Annotated in this window: 16 protein-coding genes (1 of these 16 cut by a window edge); 8 read left to right on the top strand and 8 right to left on the bottom strand. The window is 70.0% G+C overall.

Annotated elements, in window-relative coordinates; genetic code table 11:
• Both C4F17_RS22170 and C4F17_RS22165 read left to right on the top strand, forming a co-directional pair.
• A protein-coding gene (locus C4F17_RS22170; RefSeq protein WP_106936679.1) for an ATP-binding cassette domain-containing protein crosses the window boundary here: on the top strand, positions 1 to 1,655 show its 3' portion. Its footprint begins 250 nt before the window's first position; 1,655 of the gene's 1,905 nt are visible here — the last part of the coding sequence; its start codon lies off the left edge, out of view; the stop codon is at positions 1,653 to 1,655.
• A gap of 115 nt (positions 1,656 to 1,770) precedes the next feature.
• Entirely contained in the window at positions 1,771 to 3,501 is a 1,731-nt protein-coding gene (locus C4F17_RS22165) for a phospholipase D family protein (RefSeq protein ID WP_106936678.1), read from the top strand.
• A 14-nt stretch (positions 3,502 to 3,515) separates the two neighbouring features.
• Here the strand turns inward: C4F17_RS22165 and C4F17_RS33745 are convergent, their stop codons facing one another.
• The 3 genes from C4F17_RS33745 to C4F17_RS22150 all read right to left on the bottom strand — a co-directional run bounded on the left by C4F17_RS33745 (position 3,516) and on the right by C4F17_RS22150 (position 6,310).
• Positions 3,516 to 4,430 (bottom strand): copper chaperone PCu(A)C, encoded by a 915-nt coding sequence (locus C4F17_RS33745; RefSeq protein WP_325000938.1) that lies wholly within the window; start codon positions 4,428 to 4,430, stop codon positions 3,516 to 3,518.
• Positions 4,431 to 4,634: 204 nt separating this feature from the next.
• Positions 4,635 to 5,006, bottom strand: a complete 372-nt coding sequence (locus C4F17_RS22155; RefSeq protein ID WP_106936677.1) for a DUF2946 family protein — start codon at positions 5,004 to 5,006, stop codon at positions 4,635 to 4,637.
• 11 nt (positions 5,007 to 5,017) lie between these two features.
• Positions 5,018 to 6,310 (bottom strand): TraB/GumN family protein, encoded by a 1,293-nt coding sequence (locus C4F17_RS22150; protein ID WP_234382297.1) that lies wholly within the window; start codon positions 6,308 to 6,310, stop codon positions 5,018 to 5,020.
• A 64-nt stretch (positions 6,311 to 6,374) separates the two neighbouring features.
• Here C4F17_RS22150 and C4F17_RS22145 point away from each other — a divergent pair, with 64 nt between their 5' ends.
• Together C4F17_RS22145 and C4F17_RS22140 are read left to right on the top strand one after the other, a co-directional pair.
• Positions 6,375 to 6,788, top strand: coding sequence for a VOC family protein (locus C4F17_RS22145; protein WP_081268046.1), 414 nt, complete (start codon positions 6,375 to 6,377; stop codon positions 6,786 to 6,788).
• Positions 6,785 to 7,960: a toxin-antitoxin system YwqK family antitoxin gene (locus C4F17_RS22140; protein WP_234382296.1), complete on the top strand. Its 1,176-nt coding sequence runs from the start codon at positions 6,785 to 6,787 to the stop codon at positions 7,958 to 7,960. The genes C4F17_RS22145 and C4F17_RS22140 overlap by 4 nt, the downstream gene beginning before the upstream one ends.
• Before the next feature lie 116 nt (positions 7,961 to 8,076).
• Here C4F17_RS22140 and C4F17_RS22135 read toward each other — a convergent pair whose 3' ends face one another.
• Genes C4F17_RS22135 through C4F17_RS22125 form a run of 3 tightly spaced genes read right to left on the bottom strand, consistent with a single transcriptional unit; the run spans position 8,077 to position 11,043 of the window.
• On the bottom strand, positions 8,077 to 9,051 hold the full coding sequence (locus tag C4F17_RS22135) for a Bug family tripartite tricarboxylate transporter substrate binding protein (protein ID WP_106936674.1): 975 nt from the start codon (positions 9,049 to 9,051) through the stop codon (positions 8,077 to 8,079).
• Between the two features lie 25 nt (positions 9,052 to 9,076).
• Positions 9,077 to 9,289, bottom strand: coding sequence for a DUF2783 domain-containing protein (locus tag C4F17_RS22130; RefSeq protein WP_081268043.1), 213 nt, complete (start codon positions 9,287 to 9,289; stop codon positions 9,077 to 9,079).
• Entirely contained in the window at positions 9,286 to 11,043 is a 1,758-nt protein-coding gene (locus C4F17_RS22125; RefSeq protein WP_106936673.1) for an FAD-dependent monooxygenase, read from the bottom strand. The genes C4F17_RS22130 and C4F17_RS22125 overlap by 4 nt, the downstream gene beginning before the upstream one ends.
• Before the next feature lie 89 nt (positions 11,044 to 11,132).
• Between C4F17_RS22125 and C4F17_RS33740 the strand changes: the two genes are divergently transcribed.
• Positions 11,133 to 11,912 carry a helix-turn-helix transcriptional regulator gene (locus tag C4F17_RS33740; RefSeq protein WP_106936672.1) on the top strand — a complete coding sequence of 260 codons (780 nt, stop codon included), beginning with the start codon at positions 11,133 to 11,135 and terminating at the stop codon, positions 11,910 to 11,912.
• 15 nt (positions 11,913 to 11,927) lie between these two features.
• On the opposite strand, the gene C4F17_RS22115 is transcribed toward C4F17_RS33740, so the two are convergent.
• Positions 11,928 to 13,028: a fumarylacetoacetate hydrolase family protein gene (locus C4F17_RS22115; protein ID WP_106936671.1), complete on the bottom strand. Its 1,101-nt coding sequence runs from the start codon at positions 13,026 to 13,028 to the stop codon at positions 11,928 to 11,930.
• A 115-nt stretch (positions 13,029 to 13,143) separates the two neighbouring features.
• Between C4F17_RS22115 and C4F17_RS22110 the strand changes: the two genes are divergently transcribed.
• Together C4F17_RS22110 and C4F17_RS22105 are read left to right on the top strand one after the other, a co-directional pair.
• Positions 13,144 to 14,319 carry a DUF3108 domain-containing protein gene (locus tag C4F17_RS22110; protein ID WP_106936670.1) on the top strand — a complete coding sequence of 392 codons (1,176 nt, stop codon included), beginning with the start codon at positions 13,144 to 13,146 and terminating at the stop codon, positions 14,317 to 14,319.
• 115 nt (positions 14,320 to 14,434) lie between these two features.
• Entirely contained in the window at positions 14,435 to 14,713 is a 279-nt protein-coding gene (locus C4F17_RS22105; protein WP_172839907.1) for a BTH_I0359 family protein, read from the top strand.
• Positions 14,714 to 14,774: 61 nt separating this feature from the next.
• On the opposite strand, the gene C4F17_RS22100 is transcribed toward C4F17_RS22105, so the two are convergent.
• Positions 14,775 to 15,872 carry an AbrB family transcriptional regulator gene (locus C4F17_RS22100; RefSeq protein ID WP_106936668.1) on the bottom strand — a complete coding sequence of 366 codons (1,098 nt, stop codon included), beginning with the start codon at positions 15,870 to 15,872 and terminating at the stop codon, positions 14,775 to 14,777.
• Between the two features lie 24 nt (positions 15,873 to 15,896).
• Here C4F17_RS22100 and C4F17_RS22095 point away from each other — a divergent pair, with 24 nt between their 5' ends.
• Positions 15,897 to 16,757 (top strand): ChaN family lipoprotein, encoded by an 861-nt coding sequence (locus C4F17_RS22095; protein ID WP_106936667.1) that lies wholly within the window; start codon positions 15,897 to 15,899, stop codon positions 16,755 to 16,757.
• The last annotated feature ends 18 nt before the right edge of the window (positions 16,758 to 16,775 follow it).

Below are 16,775 nucleotides of genomic sequence, written 5' to 3'. Positions count from 1 at the left end.
TCACCGCCGCAAGCCAGGGCCTGGGTCCGGTCATTGCCATTCGCGATCTCTACCTCTCCGGTGCGGACGGCCTCGACCTCGACGCCCTGCAGTCGCAGATTGAAGCCTTCGACGCCTGGAACTGGGAGCAGCGCGTGGAAGAGACGCTGCACCGCCTCCACCTCGACCGCAATGCCCGCGTCGGCTCTCTCTCCGGCGGTACCCGCAAGCGCGTCGCGCTGGCGCAGGCCCTGGTGGCCGCGCCCGACGTGCTCCTGCTGGACGAGCCCACCAACCACCTGGACCTCGACTCCATCGAGTGGCTCGAACAACTGCTGATCGACTTCAAGGGCAGCGTCGTCACCGTCACCCATGACCGCAGCTTCCTGAACCGTGTCGCCACCCGCATCGTCGAGCTGGATCGGGGCAAGCTGGGTTCCTATCCCGGCAACTTCGAGCAGTACCTCGTGCAGAAGGAAGAGCAACTCGCCCAGGAAGCCGTGATCAGCGCCAAGGCCGACAAGCTGCTCGCCCAGGAAGAAATCTGGATCCGCAAGGGCGTGGAAGCGCGCCGCACCCGCAGCCAGAGCCGCATCACCCGCCTGCAGGAACTGCGCGCCAGCCGCGCGGCGCGCCGCGAGGTGCAGGGCAGCGTCAACATGGACGTGGCCTCGGGCCAGTCCAGCGGCAAGATCGTGGCGGAACTCACAGAGGCCACCAAGTCGTTCGGCCCCAAGACCGTCATCCGCAACTTCAGCGGCACCATCCTGCGCGGCGACAAGGTCGGCCTGCTCGGCCCCAACGGCGCGGGCAAGACCACCCTGCTGAAGCTGATCCTCGGCGAGCTCGAACCCGACAGCGGCAAGATCCGCCGCGGCACCAACCTCCAGGTGGCGTACTTCGACCAGATGCGTGACAAGCTCGACCTCGACGCCACGCTGGAAGACTTCATCAGCCCCGGCAGCGAATGGATCGAGATCGGCAGCCAGAAGAAGCACGTGAAGAGCTACCTCTCCGACTTCCTGTTCTCCCCGGCGCGCGCCAACTCTCCCGTGCGCTCGCTCAGCGGCGGCGAACGCAACCGCCTGCTGCTGGCCCGGCTGTTCGCCCGCCCCGCCAACGTGCTGGTGCTCGACGAGCCGACCAACGACCTCGACATCGACACCCTGGAACTGCTCGAGAACCTGCTGCAGGACTACGACGGCACAGTGTTCCTGGTGAGCCACGACCGGACCTTCCTCGACAACGTGGTGACCAGCACCATCGCCTATGAAGGCGACGGCCGCTGGCGCGAGTACGAAGGCAGCGTGCAGGATTGGCTGGTCCAGTCCAAGCGTGCGCGAGAGATCGCCGAACAGCGCCAGGCTGCGGCCCCCGCTGCGGCACCGGCCCCAGCAGCGCCGGCCGCGCCCGCGGAACCCGTCGCGCCCAAGGCGACCGCTGCGCGCAAGAAGCTCTCTTACAAGGAGCAGCGCGAGCTGGAAGCGCTCCCCGCCCAGATCGAAAGCCTGGAAGCGGAACAGAAGCGCATCACCGAGATGCTCGAACTCGACGGCGGCGCCATCTATGCCACCGACTCCTCGCGCGCCACCGAACTCGCCGAGCGCCACGCGAAGATCGACGACGAACTGCTCGCAGCGCTCGAGCGCCAGGAAGAACTGGGCGCCGGCCGCTGACCGGCGCGAACCAAAGCGCTCCCCGCCGCGCCGCGCCCGTCCCGCCGTCCGACGCCGGCGGGGCGCGGACTAGGCTATATATGCGGCTTCGCCCCCCAAGCCCCGGGAAAGCTGCATGCCTTCTTCATTCCAAGCCTTCTTTCGTCGGTCCACCGCGCTCCTGGCGCTGCTGATACTCGGGGCCTGCGCGCAATTGCCGCAGAACGTCGAGCGCCCCGTCTCGACCGCCATCGCCGCGCCGGCCACCGGCTCCGCGCTGGCCGACCTCGTGCAGCAGCGCCGGCGAGCCGCCAACGCCCGCTACGAATCCGGCTTCCTGCTGCTGGGCGGGCCGCAGGCCGCCTACGGCAGCCGGCTCGCGCTGATCGAAGGCGCCCAGAAGACGCTCGACCTCCAGTACTACGCCATCCACGCCGACGCCAGCACAGGCCGACTCGTCAGGGGCCTGCGCGCCGCCGCCGAGCGCGGCGTGCGGGTGCGGGTGCTGCTCGACGACTTCCACACCACCGGCCGCGACGCACTGGTGCTGGGCCTGGCCTTCATTCCCAACATCGAGATGCGGCTCTTCAACCCGCTGGCCGGCTCGCGCGACTCCACCTTCAGCCGCCTGGTCAACTCGATCGACGACGCCTCGCGCATCCAGCAGCGCATGCACAACAAGCTGTTCCTGGCCGACAACGTGATGGGGGTGGCGGGCGGCCGCAACCTGGGCGACGCCTATTTCGGCAACGCGGCCAACGGCAACTTCGTCGATGTCGACGTGCTGGCAATCGGCCCGATCGTGCAGGACCTGTCGCGCAGCTTCGACAGCTACTGGAACAACGAGCGCGCCTACCCCGTGCAATCGCTGGTCACGCGCGAGGAATTGCAGTCGATGCGCGAGCGCGCGAAGAAGGCCGACCAGGAGCTGGTCGAACAGGCCACCCGCGACCGCGACGACCCGCCCAGCGCCGATGCGCCACCCACCGCCGAGCAACGCGCCCGCGCCTGGGACCAGAAGGCGCTCGACCTGCGCACCGCCGATTTCGTCTGGGCGCCGGCCGTGATGCTGGCCGACAAGCCCGGCAAGATCCCCGCCGACTCCGGCCCGGACACCGCGAAGGCCCCCGGTCTCGTGGTCAGCCAGCCCGACGACAAACCCGCGGCCTCGCGAGGCGCGGCGTCGCTCGAGGCAGCCTCCGACCTGGCCGCCAACGGCGACACGGTGGTCGAGGGCCTGCTGCAGATGATCGGCCAGGCGCGCTCCAGCCTGCTCATCATCTCGCCCTACTTCGTACCCGGGAAAGACATGCTCAAGGCCTTCGGCGAGGCTCGCGCACGGGGAGTGAAGATCAGGGTGCTGACCAACTCCCTGGCCTCGAACGACGCCCCGGTGGCGCACGTGGGCTATGCGCGCCATCGCGAGGCGCTGCTCAAGATGGGCATCGAGCTTTATGAGCTGCGCAGCGAGCAGTCGAACTTCGGCAACGTGTTCGGCTCCTCGGGAAGCACCGGCAGCGGTGGCGTCACCGGGCAGTCGCGGGCGATGCTGCACTCGAAGGTGCTGGTGATGGACGGCCGGCTGCTGGTGGTCGGCTCGATGAACCTCGACCTGCGCTCCCAATTGCAGAACACCGAGATCGCCCTGCTGATCCGCAGCGACGAGCTCTCGCGCGCCGCATCGGCCCAGATAGAGCGCGGCATGCGCGAGCGCTCATGGCACGTGGAGCTGACCGACGGCTCGCTGGTGTGGCGCGCCCCCGAAGGCAGCGGCCTGAAGGACGCGACCACCGAGCCCGACACCAGCGCCAGCCTGCGGCTGATGCTCAAGCTGTTCGGCCCGCTCGCGCCCGACCAGCTGCTGTAGCCGCGACGCGGCGCTCAGTGCTTGTGCTGGTGCGCCGACGAACCGGCGGCATCGGCACCTTCGGGCGCGCCCACGGGCAGCGTCACGTCCAGCGCTGTCTTCACGCCCTTGGCGTCCTCGAACTTCAGCGTCATCGGCACGGTCGCGCCCTTGGCCAGCGCACCCTTGAGGTCCATCATCATCACGTGATAGCCGCCGGGCTTGAGCTCGACGGTCTGGCCCGCGGGCAGGTCGAGGCCGCCGGGCAGCTCGCGCATCTTCATGACGTCGCCTTCCATCTTCATCTCGTGCACTTCGGCGGTGCCGGCCGCGGGCGTGGAGATGCTCACCAGCTTCGTGCCGGTGGGCGCGGTGAGCTTCATGAAGGCGCCGGTGCCGCTCTGGCCCGGCACCGACTGGCGCACCCAGCCGTCGCGCACGTCGACAGTGGCCACGCCTTGCGCCACCACCACGAGCTTGGCGGCCGGGCTCTTCAGGCCGGCGGTCGAGTTGCCCGATGCCGGCACCTCGGCCCAGTCGGCCACGCCGGTGTCGCAGGTCTGCAGCACCTTGAACCACAGCGTGCCCGGCGTAGCCGGCACCTTGCCGCGCAGAACGAATTCGGAGCGCTCGCTGCCGGGCAAGGCGTTGCCGGGGGTCTCGGCGGTCCAGCGCACTTCGCCGTCGCCGCTTTTCGTCACGTCGAGCTTCCAGCCCTTGCGCGCCTGGGCGTCGCTCAGCACGAAGCCCTTGGGCAGGCGCACGGCCAGCCCGGTGGTGGCCTTGGCGCCTTCGCAGGCGTGGCCGACGCGGAAGGCGGCGTTGTAGTCGCTGCCGACGGTGGCGCCGCCGGGCGGCAGCGTCACGTGCGCCAGCGCGGCGGTGGTGCCGGCCAGCATGGCGCAGGCGGCGAGGGTTCGCAGGGTGATGGCGGCCATCGGTTTCGTCATGTCGCGGGTCCTTTGGGGTTGGAACGGGAAAGTCAAAGGTCGAACTCGCGTTCGGCCACACAGGTGGGTTGCGGGCTTGCGCCGAGCAGCAACGGCAGGGCGCGGGATTGCTTTTTTCAAGAGTAGCCTTCTCCATCGAACGTCAAACCGGACAAGCCGCGTGCGCACGCCAAGCGCGCGAATGCAGCTATCGCTTCGAGAGCGTCAGGAGAAAGTCGGGGGGCCGCGCGCCGGCAGGGGCGCGGCGGTGGCCGCGGCCAGTCGCGCGGCGGGAATCGACTGGACCACGCGGCCCAGCGGAAGGGGGAGATCGAAAGCCGGCGCCACCATGGCCGGCGGCGGGGCGCCGGTCAGCACGCAAAGCGGGCAGTCCATGTGCGAGGCGCCCATTTCGCGCGCGCCGTCGTCGGTGTGGACCACCACCTTGACGGGGCCGGCACCGGAACACACCAGTTCCATCGACTGCGGATGCACCAGCGGAGACGCCGCCGCCGCGCCCAGCGAGAGCACGAACCACAGCAGCACCCAGCGGCCGATGAGGCCGAGGAAGCGGGTGGGAAGGCGCAGCGCGTGCATGGCGGTCGCGATTATCGGCTCACTTTGCCCTTGGCGGCCGGGGCCTTGGCGGGCGCCTTGCCGGCCGACTTGGCCGGCGCTTTCGCACCCTTGGCGGCGGGCGCGGCCTTGGCAGCTGCCGCGGGCCTGCCGCCCTTGGCCGCGGCAGCCGGTGCGCCCTTCTGGCCCTTCTGCACGCGCTGCCCCTTCACGGCCTTGCCACCGCGCGCCCTCGGCGCAGGCGACGGGGCCGCGAGCGCGGGCATCGGCACCGCCGTCTGCTCCTGCGCGCTGGTCAGTACCGGCGTCACGGTGAAGCCGCGCGACGCCATCAGCGTGGGCAGCCCCTGCGGCCCGATCATGTGCAGCGCGCCCACTGCCGCGAACACGCCCTTGCCGCTCGCGTGCAGCCGCTCGATGCCGTCGGCCAGGCCGGGGTTGCGGTCGTCGAGCAGGCGCTTGAGCAGCCGCTGCTCGGCGGGCGTGTTGAGGCAGTCGCACCAGTCGGCATAGCGCGCGAGCCGGGCCGCGTCGCTGCGGGCCCAGACGTCGGCCAGTTCCTTGAGCTGGCCGCGCAGCTTGCCCGACTCCAGTTCGTCGAGCGCGGCGTCGATCTGCTGGCCTTCTTCGTCTTCCGACTCGCCGGTCAGCACGCGCAGCTGGTCGGCCGCGTTCTCGAGGGCGACGATCGGCTTGCTGCTGTTGCGGGCGGACACGGCCAGCGTCTCGTCCACGCCGAATTCGGGGTACAGCCCGTCGGCGCGGCCCGCCAGGCCGGCCAGCGCCGTGACCTGCAGGATGGGCTGCAGCTTCGACGTGGTGCCGGGCGGCACGCAGGCCTCGGCGTTCTGGCGCTCGAGCCGGCGGGCACGCTCGCCGCTGAGTACCCGGGCCACCAGCGCCGGGTCAGCCGGCTGGGCCATGGTGCGGGCGGTGGCCTCGTCGCGCGAGTCGAGCTCCAGCGCGAGCAGGTCGCTCTGCGTCAGCGCCTTCTGGATGGTCGGCCCGGGCCGCACCCAGTCGCCGCGTCCCACGTGCAGGGTGCCGTAGAGCCATGAAGTGCGGCCGTCGCGCTCGATGCGCCACAGCATGCCGCGGTCGACGCCGTTGCGCAGGCCGACGCCCGGCTTCTCGAGGCTGGCGATGGCCGAGGGCGGGCAGGCCGCATGGGCGGCGCCGAATGTAAAGACGCAGCACACGCCCGCCAGGATCTGGCGCGGTGCCCGCTGCACGAGGCGCGAGGGCGCCGAGAAATCGACGGCGCGCATCCGCGCCGACATATAGATGCCGCGCATCCGCGCGGCGAGGATCCGGAGTATCCGCAAGGCTTGCTCCACGATGAAAGAAAGTCCGGCATTCTCACAGCACCGTTGCCCATAATCCGAAACCATGCAAAGCATCTTCCACCTTGCCTTCCACGTTCGCGACCTCGACGGCGCCCGCCGCTTCTATGGCGATGTCCTCGGTTGCGCCGAAGGCCGCAGCACCGACACCTGGGTCGACTTCGACTTCTTCGGCCACCAGATTTCCCTGCACCTCGGCGAGCCCTTTGCCACCACCCGCACCGGCCGCGTGGGCGACGTGATGGTGCCGATGCCGCACTTCGGCCTCGCGCTCGCCCTGCCCGACTGGCAGGCACTGGCCGGGCGCCTCGAAGCCGCCGGCACCGACTTCGTGCTCAAGCCCCAGGTGCGCTTCGAAGGCCAGCCGGGCGAGCAATGGACGATGTTCTTCTGCGACCCGTTCGGCAATCCGATCGAGGTCAAGGGCTTCCGTTCACTAGACACTCTTTACGACAAGTGACAAGTCCGCGCCTGCGCCTGAGGCAGCTCGGGTCCGGGCTTGCCGTCCTCGTGCCGCTGCTCGCGGCCTCGGCGGCCCATGCCCAGCAGGACTGCGAGCTCAACGGTCGCAGCGTGAACCCGGCCAACGGCGCCACCACCGCCGGCCAGACGGGCATCCTGCGCTGCAAGGCCCGCGAGACGGGCGAGCTGCAGCGCGAAGAGCAGGTGCAGAACGGCGTCTTCATGGGCCTCGTGCGCATCTACGAGAAAGGCAAGCTCGCCAAGGAGCACACCCTCAATGCCAAGGGCAACCTGCAGGGCCGCGCCCGCGAGTTCTCGCCCAGCGGCAAGGTGCTGCGCGAGGCCACCTACGACGACGGCCAGGAGCGCGGGCTGGCGCGCAGCTACTACCCCGACGGCAAGCTGCGCCGCGTCATCTTCTATCCGGACACCGGCAGCGGCAGCTCGGTGGAGTTCACCGAACGCGGCCAGCTCTCGGCATTGCGCTGCGCCGACGCGCCCACGCTGGCGCCGGTGGTCGACGACGCCAAGCTCTGCGGCTTCAGCGGCGGCCCGTCGCAGGTCGACCTGTTCGATGCGCGCGGCAACCTGCGCTCGCGGCTGTCTTACCTGTCGGGCAAGCGGGTGCGTTCGCAGAGCTTCTACGACAACGGCAAGACAGCGTCGCTCGACGAGACCATGGGCAACCAGCGCACCGAGCAGGCCTATTCATCAGAAGGCGTCAAGCGCCGCGAGACGGTGTACCTGCTGGTGGAGCGCGCCTCGATCCGCCAGCGCGAGCAGGCTTTCTCCGAAAAAGGCACGCTGGTGCGCGACCAGCGCTGGAACAGCGCGGGCGAGCCCATCGGCGACGACAGCTACTACCTGAACGGCCAGCCGAGCAGCAAGTCGGCCTACAGCGGCAACGGCAATGGCCGCGTGGTCGACATCACCGAGTTCTACGACAGCGGCCAGCGCGCCGCGCAGGGCCGCTACCAGCTCGTCGGCCGAAGCCGGCAGGTGCCGATCGGCACGCACCAGCGCTTCAACGAAAAAGGCACGCTCATTGCCGAATCGAGCTTCGATGCCAAGGGCCGCGTGACGCGCGAACGCGCCTGGGACGAAAACGGCGAGCTGCAGCGAGACGACGAAGTCTTCGAGGACGGCTCGCGCAAGGCATACACAAAGTAACGCCCCCAGGCTCCGCGCACTTCGTGTCGCTGCGCCCCCCCTACCCGGGGGCAACACCTGCGGCCCGGCGAAGCCGGTTCCGCGGTGTTACGCGAGAAAAAAAGCCCTTGGCGAGTTCAGTCGAGCTTGATTCCAGCCTGCTTGATGATCGGGCCCCAGCGCTTCGATTCCGCGCGCGACAGCGCCGCGAACTGCGCCGGCGTGCCGGGCATCGCTTCCATGCCGAAGTCCTCGAAGCGCTTCTGCACGGCCGGCGTGCCGAAGGCCTTGTTCAGGTCGCCGTTGAGCTTGTTCACCACCGCGGGCGGCAGGCCCGCCGGGCCGAGGATGCCCTGGAACGCGAACACCTCGGTGTTGGGCACGCCCACTTCGGCCAGCGTCGGCACGTTGGGCAGCAGCTTGCTGCGCGCGCCCGAGCCGATGGCCAGCACCCGCACCTTGTTGCTCTGCATGATCGACAGGCCCGAGGCCAGGTCGAGGAACATGCAAGGCACCTGCCCGCCCATCACGTCGGCCATGGCCGGCGCGGCGCCGCGGTAGGGAATGTGGGTGATGAAAGTGCCGGTGCGCACCTTGAACATTTCCATGGCCAGGTGGTGCGGCGAGCCGTTGCCGGGCGAGGCGTAGTTGACCTTGCCGGGGTTGGCCTTCACGTAGGCCAGGAACTCCTTGAAGGTCTTGGCCGGGAAGTCCGGGTGCACCACCAGCGCGAGCGGGAACTTGCCGATGGCGCCGATGTAGGTGAAGTCTTTTTCGGGGTTGAACGGCAGCTTGCTGAACAGGTGCTCGTTGAAGGCCAGCACGGCGTTGTCGGCCGACAGGATGGTGTAGCCGTCGGGCTTGCTCTTGGCGACCAGGTCGGCGCCGATGTTGGTCGAGGCGCCGGGGCGGTTGTCGACCACGATCTGCTGGCCCAGCGTCTGGCGCATGGATTCGGCCAGCACGCGTGCGATCACGTCGGTGCCGCCGCCCGCCGGATAGGGCACGACCCACTTGATGAGCTGTGCGGGATATTCCTGCGCGCGGGCGAAGGGCGATGCGGCCATTGCGGCGCCGGAGGCGAGCGTGGCGAGAAGGGTGCGGCGATCCATGGATCAGTCTCCAGTCGTTTGTAAATCAGGAAGCGGACAGCGATGGTACGGGCAGCGCGTGCAATGCATCGGACAGCGCCTCGCGGCAGCGCGCCTCGTCGCCGACCTGCTCGAACAGCAGCAGCGCGAGCCGCGCCAGGAACAGCGATTCGCGCTCGGCGCCCGCTTCGCTGATGGCGCGCGCGCACTCGGCGTAGAGGCGGTCGCGGGCATCGGGGGGAAGAGCAGGGTTGGTCATGCTGAAAGGGTCTCCAGGGCAGCGGCGGCAAGTGCCAGCGCGGGTTGCAGGGCGCCGGGCGGCAGCCGCCGCCAGCGCGCGGCCACGTGGCCGTCGGGGCGCAGCAGGTAGACCGCGCCGTCTTGCGCACCGAGCGCCTCGAACACGTCGGCCGAGGCATGCGCGTCGACACCGGCGATGCCCGGGCTGGCGATGGTGCGCACGACGAAGGGCAGCGCCCCCTGCTGCGCGCGCACGACGTCGGCGGCCGGCAGCGCGGCCACGTCGGGGCGCAGCACCAGCAGGGTGAAGGTGGGCGCGATCCAGTCGGTGAGGTGGCCGCGCTCGAGCTGCTGCTCCGGCACCGCCTCGCCCGGCAGCGGGCCCGCCGGCAGTTCGTCGCCCGGGCTCGACAGCGGCGAAGCGGCATAGCGCACGGCCTGCGTCTGGCGCGGGTTGATCAGCTGCGCGATGCCCCGGTGCGCCTCGGACAGCGACAGCGCCGCCTCGCGCAGCAGGTCGAAGCCGCGCGACGGCGGCGACATGAACTCGGTGCTGCGCATCGCGTTCTCGGCGTTCACGTGGAAAGCCTCGATGCGCTCCTGCGAATAGCTGTCGAGCAGCGGCGCGCCGGACAGCCCCTTGGCCACGAAGGCCAGTTTCCATGCCAGGTTGTCGGCATCGTCGAAGCCCGAGTTGAGCCCGCGCACGCCGAAGATCGGCATCGCATGCGCCGCGTTGCCCGCGAAGACGACGCGGCCGTGGCGGTAGCTGTCGAGCGTCATCGCGCCGGCGCGGTAGACCGAGGTCCACACCGTCTTCCACGGCAGGTGGCCTTCGCCGATGGCGTCGAGGTGGCGCTGCACGAACTCGGCCACGGCCGCCGGCTGCAGCGCTTCTTCGGTGCTCTGGCCGGGGCGCAGCTGGTAGTCGATGCGCCAGATGTCGTCGGGCTGGCGGTGCATCAGCACGGTCGAGCCGGGGTTCCACGGCGGGTCGAACCAGGCGCGGCGCTCGGTGGGATGGCCGCTGTGCAGCTCGATGTCGATGATGACGTAGCGGCCCTCGTAGCCGGTTCCCTCCAGTGCGAGCCCCATCGCCTTGCGCACGAAGCTCTGGCCGCCGTCGCAGGCCGCGAGCCACTGGCCGTGCAGCCGGTAGCTGCCCTCGGCATTGCGCACGTCGAGCGTCACGCCCTCGCCGTCCTGCGCGAGGCCGGTGAGCTCGGTGCCCCAGCGGATGTCGATGAGCCCCGGCGTCGCCTCGTTGCGGCGGAAGATTTCTTCCAGCAGATAGTGCTCTGCGTAGTACTGCTCGAGGTTGATCATCGGCGGCAGCTTCTGCCGCGCGTCGTGCGGCATCTCGAAGCGGAACACCTCGGCCGTCTTGTAGAAGCTGCGCCCGCCGGTCCACGGCAGGCCCTTGGCCATGAAGTCGGGCAGCACGCCGAGCCGCTCCATGATCTCCAGGCTGCGGCGCGAGATGCAGGCCGCGCGGCTGCCGACGCACACGGTGTCGTCGGCTTCCAGGATCACGCAGCGCACGCCGTGGTTCGCGAGCCCCAGCGCGAGCGCCATGCCCACCGGCCCGCCGCCGGCGATCACCACCGGGTGGCGGCCGGGCTCCACGCCGTCCTGCTCGAGCGGCGGCGTCCACGGCTTGTAGCGCGTGTAGTGAAAGGCGCCGACGGAGGGCGGGAGTTCGGTGGCGCTGGCCGGAGGCGGCACGGGGCCGCCGGCGGCATCGCCCGGAGCGGCTGCGGGAGAGTTCGTCATGCGACGGGATTGTCCCGATGCGCGCGGGCTGCCGATGTCATAACTTCGTACGAGGTAGTTACCCCAATCCCTGACCTTTTTCCCTTCCCATGAGACGCTGGCGCATCCACCCCACCGACACCGCGCTGGCCGCCGCCGTGGTCAGCGACGTGCTCGGCGGCGTGGGCACGGCGCACCTGGCCACCAGCTACCTGAAGGCGATGCAGCGCGTGATGCCCGTCACCTTCTGCACCGTGTTCGCGGTCAGCGCGGCGGGGCGCATCGAGGCGGTGTCGGCCGCGAGCAGCTACGGCAGCACGGCCGAGCGCACGTCGGAACGCTACGTGGCACAGCGCTTCGACCTGCTCGATCCGAACATGGCGTGGCTCGCCGCGCGCAAGCTGCCGCAGCGCGCGCAGCTCTGGCTGGGCCACCAGCGCGCCGACGAAGTGGCCGACCCGGCCTACCGCGCGGCCTGCTACGGGGACGTGGGCATCCGCGAGCGGGCATCGGTGCTGTTGCTCCTGCCCACCGGCCAGCGCGTGGCGGTGAGCTTCTACCGGAGTCTGGCGCAGCCCGAGTTCGATGCGGAGGCTTTCCATCGCATCGAAGCGCATGCCGCGCTGCTGGCCGACGCGACCGCGGCGCACGGCCGCAGCGCAATGGCCGTGCGCGAAGCCGTGGAGCCCGCGCTGGCCTCGCGGCTGCTGACATTGAGCCTGCGCGAGCGCGAAGTCATCGGCCACCTGATGGCGGGCAAGACCGCGAAAGAGGCGGCACGGGAAATCGGCGTGGAGCTGACGACCGTGCGCACCCACCAGTACCGGGCGTTCCGGCGGCTGGGAATACGGTCGCAGAAGGAGCTGCTGCGCGGCGCGGGGCCGCACTGAGGGGGCGAGCCCGGGTCAGTCTTCGGAGGCCGCTTCTTCCGGCGCCTCGTCCTGCTGCGCGTCGGCGGCCGGCTTCACCAGCGACACCGGCGCCTCCTTCGGACGCCCGGCGGTCGACACGACCTCCTGGTCGATCGCGCCGAACAGCGAGCGGCCGTCCAGCCCCTTCATCTCGATGCGGATGGTGTCGCCGAACTTCATGAACTCGGTGACGGGGGCGCCGCCCTGGATGGTCTCGATGCAGCGCTTCTCGGCGATGCACGAATAGCCCTTGGGCCAGTCCATCTGGCCGTCCTTCTTCTCGACGCCCTTGTTGCTCACGGTGCCGCTGCCGACGATGCTGCCGGCGCGCACGTTGCGCGTCTTGGCGATGTGGGCGATGAGCTGGCCGAAGTGGAAGGTCATCTCCGGGCCGGCGTCGCACATGCCGACCTTGCGGCCGTTCCAGCTGCTTTGCAGCGTCAGGTGCACGCGGCCGTGCTGCCAGGCTTCGCCGAGCTCGTCGAGCGTCACCGCCACGGGGCTGAAGGCGGTGGCGGGCTTGCTCTGGAAGAAGCCGAATCCCTTGGCCAGCTCGGCCGGAATGAGGTTGCGCAGGCTCACGTCGTTGGCCAGCATCACCAGGCGGATGCCGTCCAGCGCCTGGTCGGGCGTGGTGCCCATCTTCACGTCGCCGGTGATGACGGCGATCTCCGCCTCGAAGTCGATGCCCATGGCCTCGCTGGGCACCACGATGTCGTCGACCGGGCCGAGGAAGTCGTCGCTGCCGCCCTGGTACATCAGCGGGTCGGTGTAGAAGCTCTCGGGCACTTCGGCGTTGCGCGCCTTGCGCACCAGCTCGACGTGGTTCAGGTAGGCCGAACCGTCGGCCCATTGGTAGGCGCGCGGCAGCGGGGCCATGCACATCGAGGGATCGAACGGAAATGCATGGCGGGCGCGGCCGTGGTTGAGCGAGTCGTACAGGTCCTGCAGCTGCGGGCTCATGAAGCCCCAGTCGTCCAGCACCTGCTGCAGCCGGTTCGCGATGCCGGTGGCGTAGTGGGCGAGCGTGAGGTCGCGGGAAACGACGACGAGCTGGCCGTCGCGCGAGCCGTCCTTCAGGGTGGCGAGTTTCATGATGCGGTAGGTGTGTGAGGGCGGCTGCCGCTCCCACTTAAACTGGTTGGACGGGCGGCAGTGTACCGAGGTGGTCTCGGTGAACCTCCGCGCCGGCGCCCCACTCCACACTCTGATGCCGACGCTCGTCGCCCCCCCTCCGCTGCCCGCCGGCCTGCCCGGGCGCCCGTCATGGCGGGTACTGGCTGCCCTGACGCTGCTGGTGGCGGTGATCCACCTGCTGGTGCTCGGGCTGGCGCCGACGGCCATCGGGCCGGAGCCCTCGCCGCTGGCCAACAAGTTCATCACGCGCACGATCGTGATCGCGCCGCCCGCTTCCGAAAAGCCGGCCGCGCCGGCCGCCGCAGCGCCGCCTGAAGCCCGGCCGCCGGCCCCGGTGAAGCCGCGCCGGGCCCGCGCGCCGTCGGTGCCGAAGCCCAAGCCGGCACCGGCGCCCGTGCCCCAGGCCGACAACGCGGCGCCCAAGGAACCGGAAACGCCCGACCTGACGGCGCAGCCCGCTACGGATTCAGGAGCAACGCCGGCTGAAGCCCCGGCCGCCGCCGCGGGGAGCGGCGCAGGCACCGGCGACGGCGCGGCGGGCGCGTCCGCCGGCGCTGCGAATCCCGCGTCCGGCAACATCGTCGGTACCCAGTCGCTGCGCATTCCGGGTTCGGTGACGCTCGACTTCACGGCCACCGGGCAAGACGGCTCGTCTCCCATGCAGGGCGTGTTCGGCGAGCTGACCTGGCTGCAGGACGGCAGCCGCTACGACGCCCGGCTGACGCTGAAGGTGCTGTTCAGCACCATCCGCAGCCAGCACAGCACCGGCCGCATCGGCCCGTCGGGCATCGAGCCGGACCGTTACTCGGAGAGCCGCAAGTCCGAGGTGGCGTCGCATTTCGTGCGCGACCAGGGGCAGGTGGTGTTCAGCAACAACGCGCCCTCCGTGCCGCTGCTGGCCGGCGCGCAGGACCGGCTGAGCATCATGATGCAGCTCGGAGGCCTGCTGGCGGGCGACCCGGGCCGCTACCCGGCGGGCACCCAGATTTCGGTGCAGACCGTGGGTCCGCGCGACGCGGGCGTCTGGGTCTTCGTGGTCGGCGACGAGGAGCAGCTGAGCCTGCCGGCCGGCGAATACCGGGCGCGCAAGCTCACCCGCAGCCCGCGCCAGCAGTTCGACAGCAAGCTGGAGCTCTGGCTGGCGCCGGACCACGGTTATCTGCCCGTGCGGATCAAGCAAACCGAGCCCAACGGCAACTTCGCCGACGCCCAGTTGCGCAAATCCCTACCCACGAGCCCCACAAATTGAGGCAAAACGCACATATCGACGTTGAAAGTAAACAAAAGACAACGGGTCTTGAAACTGGCGCGTTGATTGCTAAGTACTCTCCATGAATGCCATCGACATCCTTACGGGGCCCGCCATGAACATGCTTTATGACTCGGAGTCTTTCGTCGTCGTCCACGTGCAACCCACCGAAGGCGACGAACCCGCGCAGCCGAACATGCCGGTCCTCGAACGCCACGGCTTCGAAATCGTGGACAAGCGTTCAGGCAAGGAGGTCTACCTCGACGGCTCATGGGCCGAGCTTTTCCAGCAGCAGATCGCCGCCTGGCAGCTCAACACCCCCACCCAGGAAGAAGTCGAGGACACGCTGGAAGGCTATGCCGAGCTGGCCCACACGCCGGTGCTCGTGCACTGATTCGCTCCTGTCCCCAGCAAAAAGCGCCTTTCAGGGCGCTTTTTTCATGGGCAGCCGCTCTTCAGCGGTAGATCCACCGGTACATCGGCCCCACCAGCAGCAGCACCGCCACCAGCCGGCACACCTGGAACGCCGTGACCACCGGCACGCCCAGCTGCAGTACCTTGGCCGTGATCGACATCTCTGCGATGCCGCCCGGCGAGGTGCCCAAAATCATGGTGGCCGGGTGCAGCCCGGTCGCCCAGGCCAGCAGCCAGGCCACCGCGCCGCACAGCGCCAGCATGCCGAAGGTGCCGAGCGCCACCGAGCCTAGCCAGCGCGGCGCCGTGTGGAGGAACTCCCGGCTGAAGCGCACGCCCAGGCTCACCGCGATCAACAGCTGCGCCGTGTTCGACATCCATGCCGGCACCGCCGACAGCGAATGCCCGGCCACGGTGAAGCCCATCGCCACCAGCAGCGGCCCCATGAACCACGGGTTGGTGCGCTTCAGCGCGCGCATCGCGAGTGCGCCGATGCCGGTAGCCACCGCAAGCAGCGCGAGCCCGCCCGGGTTCACCTCGCGCGCGCCGGGCGGACTGATCTCCAGCCCGTGCAGCCCGCTCCACTGCATCGCGAACGGGATGGTGACCGTCACCACCACCAGCCGCAGGCTGTGCGCCGCCGCCACGAGATCGGTGCGCGCGCCGGCCGACTCGGCCATCAGCGTCATCTCGGAGGCGCCGCCGATGGCGCCCGCGAAGTAAGTCGTGGCTCTCATGGGCTTCGCCGGCACATGCGGCATGCGCGCCGCATGCACCCCGTGCAGCCAGCGCCCGAAGCCCCAGCCCAGCAGCAGCGCCCAGCCGATCGCCAGCGCGATCGCCCACCACACGCCGGCCACCAGCGACACCACGTGCGGCGTGAAGTACAGCCCCAGCGCGGTGCCGATGGTCCACTGGCCCGCGTTGCGCAGCGGTGTGTGGCTGGCGGTCGGCAGGCCGGCGATGGAAGCCAGCGACACCGCGATCAGCGGGCCGATCATCCAGGGCAGCGGCGTGTGCAGCGCCAGGCAGACACCCGCGGCGGCGAGCGCCAGCAGCAGCGTGGCGGTCACGCGGACGATGAAGGGGAGAGGCACGGACGGACAGGAAGTAGCGGGATTGGACGGCAGGGCGCGCATGCGCCGAAGGCCTAGTATGGCGCGATGGCTCTTTCACGATTCTCGCGAGCGCTGGCTCCCCGCCTTCCCTTTCTCCTCGTCGCCACGCTGGTTGCGGCCGCCCTCGCCGGCTGCTCGGCGCTGTCCTCCGACGCGCCCGACGCCCCCGTCGCACGCCGCGTCGCCGCGCTGCTGCCGGTCGACGCCCTGCTGCTCGGCGAGCAGCACGACGCGCCCGAGCACCACGTCATCGAGCGCGAAACCGTCGAGGCGCTGGTCGCGCGCGGCCAGCTCGCCGCGCTGGCGCTCGAGATGGCGGAAGAAGGCCGCGGCACCGCCCACGTGGCACCCACCGCCACCGAAGCCCAGGTGCGGGCCGCGCTCGACTGGAGCGACAAGGCCTGGCCCTGGGCCAGCTACGGCCCGGCCGTGATGGCCGCCGTGCGCGCGGGCGTGCCCGTGGTCGGCGCCAACCTGCCGCGCGCACGCATGAAAGACGCGATGGCGGACGTCTCGCTCGACGCGCAGCTCGGCAACGATGCCTACGTCGCCCAGCAGGACGCGGTGCGCGAGGGCCACTGCAAGCTCTTGCCCGAGTCGCAGATCATTCCCATGACCCGCATCCAGGTGGGCCGCGACCGCGCGATGGCGCAGGCCATCGTCAAGGCGCGGCAGCCCGGCAAGACGGTGCTGCTGATCGCCGGATCCGGCCATGTGGTGCGCACCCTCGGCGTGCCGCAGCACTTGCCGAACGACGTCAGGATCGCCACGGTGCGCATGCTGGCCGCGCCCACGCTGGCGAACGTGGTGCCCGGCGAATACGACCGCATCTGGCAGACGCCGGCGCTGCCACCGCAGGACTACTGCGCCGAGTTGCGCCGGCCTGCCAAGCCGAGCCCGCAGTAAGCGCAAAAAAAGCCGCGG

The organism is Variovorax sp. PMC12, from assembly GCF_003019815.1.
In the GTDB taxonomy this organism is placed as follows: domain Bacteria; phylum Pseudomonadota; class Gammaproteobacteria; order Burkholderiales; family Burkholderiaceae_C; genus Variovorax.
The sequence above is the reverse complement of the archived record's forward strand: the minus strand, read 5'-3'. Positions and strand labels throughout refer to the sequence as shown.